General features: G+C 43.9%; 6 protein-coding genes. All 6 read left to right on the top strand.

All coding sequences use genetic code 11. From position 1 onward, the window contains the following. Positions 1-201 (top strand): hypothetical protein (locus tag F6K38_RS33000; RefSeq protein WP_287359320.1); only part of this gene is annotated, 201 nt, incomplete at its 5' end. Positions 202-624: 423 nt separating this feature from the next. Next, positions 625-771, top strand: a complete 147-nt coding sequence (locus tag F6K38_RS32990; protein ID WP_287314756.1) for a hypothetical protein — start codon at positions 625-627, stop codon at positions 769-771. 315 nt (positions 772-1,086) lie between these two features. Beyond that, on the top strand, positions 1,087-1,782 hold the full coding sequence (locus F6K38_RS32985; RefSeq protein WP_287314755.1) for a hypothetical protein: 696 nt from the start codon (positions 1,087-1,089) through the stop codon (positions 1,780-1,782). A gap of 3 nt (positions 1,783-1,785) precedes the next feature. Continuing rightward, positions 1,786-2,619, top strand: a complete 834-nt coding sequence (locus F6K38_RS32980; RefSeq protein ID WP_287314753.1) for a GUN4 domain-containing protein — start codon at positions 1,786-1,788, stop codon at positions 2,617-2,619. A gap of 22 nt (positions 2,620-2,641) precedes the next feature. Beyond that, positions 2,642-5,215 carry an SPFH domain-containing protein gene (locus tag F6K38_RS32975; RefSeq protein WP_287314751.1) on the top strand — a complete coding sequence of 858 codons (2,574 nt, stop codon included), beginning with the start codon at positions 2,642-2,644 and terminating at the stop codon, positions 5,213-5,215. A gap of 293 nt (positions 5,216-5,508) precedes the next feature. Next, positions 5,509-6,270 carry a hypothetical protein gene (locus tag F6K38_RS32970; protein ID WP_287359317.1) on the top strand — a complete coding sequence of 254 codons (762 nt, stop codon included), beginning with the start codon at positions 5,509-5,511 and terminating at the stop codon, positions 6,268-6,270. Positions 6,271-6,347: the final 77 nt, after the last annotated feature.

Genomic DNA, 6,347 nt, shown 5'->3' with positions numbered 1-6,347 from the left:
CCTCCTTATTTTCGAGCGGGCAGGATGCCCACTCTACTCCTATTGATTCCAAGATTCAGCAATGCCAATGCCAAAGGTGGTGCGTTACGGGGCGGATGCTGTTGGCGAAATATTTCGCGAACTTACCAAGAAGCCCTATCAGGCCTCACCCCCAGCCCCTCTCCCAACCTTGGGAGAGGGGAGCAGATTACGGCAGAATAAGGGTTTCACGAATTCGCCAGCAGCGTCCGCCCCTAAGGCACCCTACGTACTCTCTTCTTGATCCATGGGCAGACCTATATCAAAAAAAGGACAAACTTGGCATTAGGCATCAGAGGTTTCAGAGCCTGTAAATAGTTCTTGGCATCGGAACGGTTATGGAACCGAGCGAAAACTACTGGTGGCCTCCGTGGCAATAGCCGGATCATAACCCATGGATATAGGCATGGACGATAAGACATAATATTAGGTTATCTCCTTTCAGGGGGACCAAGAGCCAGCCTTGAGCCTAGGAACATCCCTAGGCTGGCTCTTACCGTGGATTTTATGTCCACAATTTGATTATATCACAAAAAATATTATATTATAGCATATTGTGAAAATTTTTGTAAAAAATTCTTGAGGTAGTCGGGAGCGGTGCGACCCGTGGCGAATTTAATTCGCCAACGGAAAGCGCACCGAGGGAATCGGGAATTGGGAGTCGGGAGTGGTCAGAAGCGGGAAATCGGGAGAAGTTTCCCGGGAATTATTGTGTATTTTGATACATATGGGGAGAAGTTTATACAATCATGAAAGTACCTACTCGCCCCTTTGTAAAAAACCTACCCTTGTAAGGAACCCGGCCTTGGGTCGCACCTATCGGCAAAGCCGACGCGGGGCGCGTTCGGGTCGCACCTAAAAGTTGACTACAACAGCTTTTCAACTTGTATCAATCTCCTAACCTTAATGCCCAGTGCTTTACCTAATCCAAAAGCCATAGGCCAAGAAAATGACCAGCACTAGTGGTAGAGTGATTGGGAGTCGAGAGTTCTACCTTAATTGGAAAATAGAAACTAAATATCCCATCTTTTACCTGCAATCCAACCCATAACGTAGGAATTTAAAGCTGTGATTTCTTCAATTTTTTACCAGAGGCTGCAAGATTTGGCAGATAACATTGCCAAAGACCAAGAATTGCTTAAAGACTACGAGGACGAATTGCGCTATACCAACAATCCTCGTGACCGAGCTAACTATCGCAGGGAAATTGAGCGACAGCGGGAGTCAGTTGCTAAATACCAACAGGAGTATGAAGAACTGAACCAGGAGTTGAAGGGGTCTCAATCTGTTCAGATGCAGAAAGTAGAAAGCCAGTTGCAACAGATGCATGCTAAGATGAACATCCTGTTGAGCGGTCAGTTTGCTATCTACGAAGACCTTAAGAAAACACGTCAAGCCTTACTGAACCGCTATGGTTCCACTGAACAGGTTGTGATTGGAGCGATCGCTGAGCAGTTAGATCAAAAGGAACTGGTTTTGACCCAGAAGCTACTAGATGCAGTGGAAGCCAATCAGGTGCCAGACCAACAGATGCAGCAGATGCTAGCTTTGCTAGAGCAGCGTATTCCGGCTTTACCCAGCTCTGAAGTAGAAACTGTTGGTGACATCATCAAAGATCCAGGCATGGATTTTAAACATAGGTTGAAAGTTGCTCTGCCGATTGTGCCAATGCTTGTGGAGTACGAAGGTGAGATTGAACTCGGAAGCGGATTCAACATCAAGTCGGCTTGGGAGCAATTGGTGGCTAAATTACAGAGGAACTAAACCGTGGATGAACGTCAGTACCTCCTAGAAGCAATTAATAAAGATCTTGCTTTAATCAAAAAAATTGAAGATCGGCTACGCTGTGAGGATGATCCACGCCGCCAACTTAAGTTAGAAACCGATAGTGAAGAAACTTGGCAAAAAATTCGTGAGCGAAAAGCTCATCTAAGCTCTCTAGAGCAAGAAGAACTGAAAAAAACAGTCTCATATTTACGGTTGCCTCTAGTTAAATTAGATCCGTTACCTTTACCTAAACCCCCGATTCTGGATGAGGACTCCAGTTTAACTTCACAGTCAAGACCACCGGAGCAGCCGCCAGTTGTTAATCCACCGGATGAAAAACCTCGCGCTAACTATAGCCAACTCCGCGAGCTTTTGGCGGCAGGAAAATGGAAAGAAGCAGACTTGGAGACAGCTAGAGTTATCCTCGAAGTTGCTAACCGACTACAGGATAAAGATGCTTGGTTAAGAGTTATAGATATCCAAAACTTCCCTTGCCCAGACCTTTGCGTAATAGATCAACTCTGGAGAACATTTAGTCAAAATAGATTTGGCTTTACTGTGCAGAGGGATATCTGGCTGAGTCTTGATGGTAAACGGGGTGAATTTGATGAGGATAGATTTTCTTGTAACTTTAGTAAGTGTGTAGGCTGGCGTATAAAAAATAAGTGGATCGAAAACTATGATGACTTTACCTTTACTTTAAATGCTCCAAAAGGACATCTTCCATCTTTACCATTAACTAATCCCAGGGATCCAATTAAACTGAGGAGGTTGAAGGATAATTTCACAGGTTTATTGTCTCGCGTAGAGACTTGTTGTTTAAGGCAAGTATAACTTTAATTTTGAGGTAACAGTAATGATTAATATTGGTCCAAATGAATTTGGCATTGTGCGAAAAAAATTTGGTGCCCAACTCCCCCCTGGCCAGCATATAGCTCTCCATGGAGAAGCAGGTTACCAAGCTGATATTCTCCCCCCTGGAATATATTTCCAGTATATTTCTTGGCTGTACGAAGTTCGTATAGAAAAAGCGATCGAAGTTCATCTAGGAGAAATTGCCCTAGTGGTTGCTAAAGATGGAGAACCAATTCCATCGGGACGCATTTTAGGTAGAGCTGTGGACTGTAACGATTTCCAAGATGCCCGTGCATTTTTAGAAAACGGTGGCGAAAGAGGTAGGCAGTTAAGTATTTTGAAAGAGGGAATCTACCGCATTAACACTGAACTGTTTACTGTCATTACTTCCGCAAATGCTTCCCAGCACAACATGAAGCCTAAAGATTTGCGGCTCTGTGAAATAGACTCAGACAAGATTGGTATTGTTACCACTAAGGATGGTCAACCAATTCCAGTAGGTGAAATTGCTTGCCCCTACATTGAGGGACATAACAAGTTTCAAGATCCACAGCAATTCATTGACCGTGGTGGTTACAGAGGTTTGCAGGAGGAGTTTTTAACAGCAGGATCTTGGAATCTAAATCCCTGGTTTGTTGATGTAAAACTAGTCCCTTTGACCAAGATTCCCACGGGAACAGTGGGAGTAGTGATCTCAAGTGTTGGGAAAGATCTTCAACAACCTGGTAATCACTTAGTTGAACGTGGATACAAAGGGATTTGGAAAACCCCCCTCTCTGCCAGGATTCATCCTATTAACACTGAGGTTATGAAGGTTGTTATAGTCCCAACTCATGAAATTACACTGGATTGGTCAAATAAGGACAAAGATGCTACAAACTATGATGCCAATCTCCAAGCTTTAAAGCTGAGTTCCAAGGATGGATTTACTTTTTATATTGAGGTGACGCAGACTATTAAAATACCAGAAGAAAATGCTCCCCAGATGATTTCTCGTATTGTTTCTGAGGGAGCTACTCTATCCGAGCTAAAAACTGGAACTGATTCTGGTACTCAAAAATTTAGCTCTATCAAAAATCTTGTCAACAGGGTACTAGAGGCAATGGTTAGATCTCAATTTATCATTGCTGCCCAAGGTTACAAGTTAATGGACTTTAAAAACAACCACGGCGATCGACAAGATGATGTAGCAACAGAAATTAAACAAGCTCTTAGTGAATATGGGGTTGAAGCAGTTAAAACCTCCATTAGTGAGATTGATTTGCCCGATAATATAGAAAAGCTTCTCAGGGAGGGTTCGGAGATTCAACAGAGAAGCAAGAATTATGATGTAAAAATAGATGAAGAAAAAAAACGCCAAGAATATCAGCACAGAAAAGCAGTAGCGGATAGGCAGCCAGATATAGTTGATGCCCAGGTTAAAGCAGGATCGATTCGAGCAATAGGTCAAGCAAAAGCAGATGCCATCGGAGCTAAACTCAGTGCTGAAGTTCAAGCCCTCGGTGGCCCCGAATACTTTCTAGCTAAGGTCAGAGTAGAGAACTTGCCTCAAATTCAACTCCCTCAGGTCTTGATTGACTCTAGTGGAAGCCACTCTGGACTGCTTGATGCCTTCATCGCTCCCATGCTGCTAGGCAACCCAATAACTCAACTGCCTCTACTTCATCCACGTATTGGTGGTACGCAACCAGCACTATCTGCCACAGGATCTACAAAACCTCCTCAACTACAAGCTTCCCTGCCACGTTACCCAATTGTGTTGCTACTCGATACCTCTAGTTCCATGCCAGAGGAGTATCTCGAACAATTAGTCCAGGGAATTAATACCTTTGAACAAGAATTAGTAAAGGATGAGACAGTTTGCCGTTGTGTTGAGGTAGCTATCGTAACACTTAGCAATACACTTAGCAATTCTGCTAAAGTAGTCCAGTCTTTGACTACTGCTGGAAACTTTTCTCTCCATCAACTGGAGTTGAGCGGCACAGCAGCGACAGGGCGAGGAATTGAATTAGCACTGAAAATAATTGAAAACCGCAAGTCTATCTACAAAAACCAGAATCTGCCACTCTGTCCACCCTGGATAGTACTGATTACAGGTAGTGCTCCCAGTGATCACTGGCAGAATGCCGCCCAACGGGTGAAGCAGGAAGTGGCGGCAAAGCAACTCAACTTCCTGGCAGTGGGTGTTGAGGGTGCAGACATGGACATCCTCAATCAAATTTGTCCCCCTCAATTCCCAGCAACAAAGCTAGAAGACTGGAAATTTGTTCCCCTGTTCCACGGACTGGCTCACCAGATGAAACGAATTATCCATTACCAAGAGAAGGAAGCCTTGTTACAGGGATTGGTACAGGTTTTAGAACAAGCCAAGTCAGCCTTGAGTCCGGAACAAGCAAAGAAACTAGACGAATACACCACCAAGCTGATGATACAAGTTTCTAAGGAACAACCATCCCGCCAGGACTATACAGATAATGCAGCTGGATTATACAGAGAAGCTAGGGATATCGGAGAAGATGGCAAGCCGATTACAGAGCTGCTTCCAAATATCACCAAGAGATTAGGATTCAGCTAGGAACTAAAGTATATAGCGTTTTTATTTGAGTTGTGAACATATTTCCAAAGGCCAACAGGCAAAAGGCATGCATGCTAAAGGCAAGAGGGGCAAGAGAACCTCAGTTTTATTGTCCACAAAAAAAAGACCTCCTAGGTTTACATCTCATTTATAAACGCCCTTAACAATCCCTGTAGGAATTGTGATAATTTTTGATGCCATATTCCCTGTTCCCAGATCCGCTGTTCCCTTTGCTGTATAATTATTCAAAAAGATTTTGGGTGAGATAGTAATAGAATAATCTTGACTAGACGGTGGCAGTAATTTACATAGGCGATCGCAATACCGGCAAGACAGCCTTAGCAATTGAGTTAACTAACTCTAAATTTGACTATGTCCATATCCCCAACCAGAGTTACGACAACCTGAAGGCACTCTTCTTTGATGAAAAAGAAGACAAATTTCGACCCACACCAGTTGATCCAAGTAATGTCTATACCACTCGTTCCCTTGATGTAGAAGTAACGTTACCGGCTGGTCGCAAGACCATCTCTGTAGACTGGATCGATACTCCGGGGGAAGTCTGGCGCAAATCCTGGCAGCTGGATAATCCCCAACAATGGCAGCAGGTCTTGGCAGCAGTAAAGCAGAGCGAGGGGATTTTGCTAGTCTTGCCACCCTATCGGGAGATGCTATCACCCCAGGCTCCGGTAGACTTTTCGGAATTTCCTACTCAACAACAGTGGTGTAATCGATTTCAACGGTGGGTAGATTTTTTTCATGATGATTGCCCCAAGGTACGACATATTGTGATTTGTTTAAACAAAGCCGATCTATTTTGCAATTTAGAGCAGGAAGCCTTTCAGCTTGCCTATGATCCACTGCGTTCTCGGAAAAACTGGTATCAACGTCATAGCTATGTTTCCCAGCGCTACTTTCGACCAGTACAAGGTCAACTAGTAGCCATGAGCAAACCTCCTGCGGGGGTGCCTGTGCGTTGTTTTATTACCAGTATTTATAATCGTTCTCTGTTAGAACTACCCTGGATTTATTTAGCCAGCTTTCTTGCTAGTTAGGAGGTAAGCTATCAGTTATCAGCTATCAGCTATCAGCTATCAGCTATCAGCTATCAGCTATCAGCTATCAGCTTCAG

Origin of the sequence: Moorena sp. SIO3B2 (genome assembly GCF_010692525.1) — a bacterium.
Classification (GTDB): Bacteria; Cyanobacteriota; Cyanobacteriia; order Cyanobacteriales; family Coleofasciculaceae; genus Moorena; species Moorena producens.
The sequence above is the reverse complement of the archived record's forward strand: the minus strand, read 5'-3'. Positions and strand labels throughout refer to the sequence as shown.

Bases quoted from the DNA above. Each gene is read 5' to 3' on its own strand.
- F6K38_RS32975 (WP_287314751.1), top strand. From the start codon at position 2,642: ATGATTAATATTGGTCCAAATGAATTTGGCATTGTGCGAAAAAAATTT.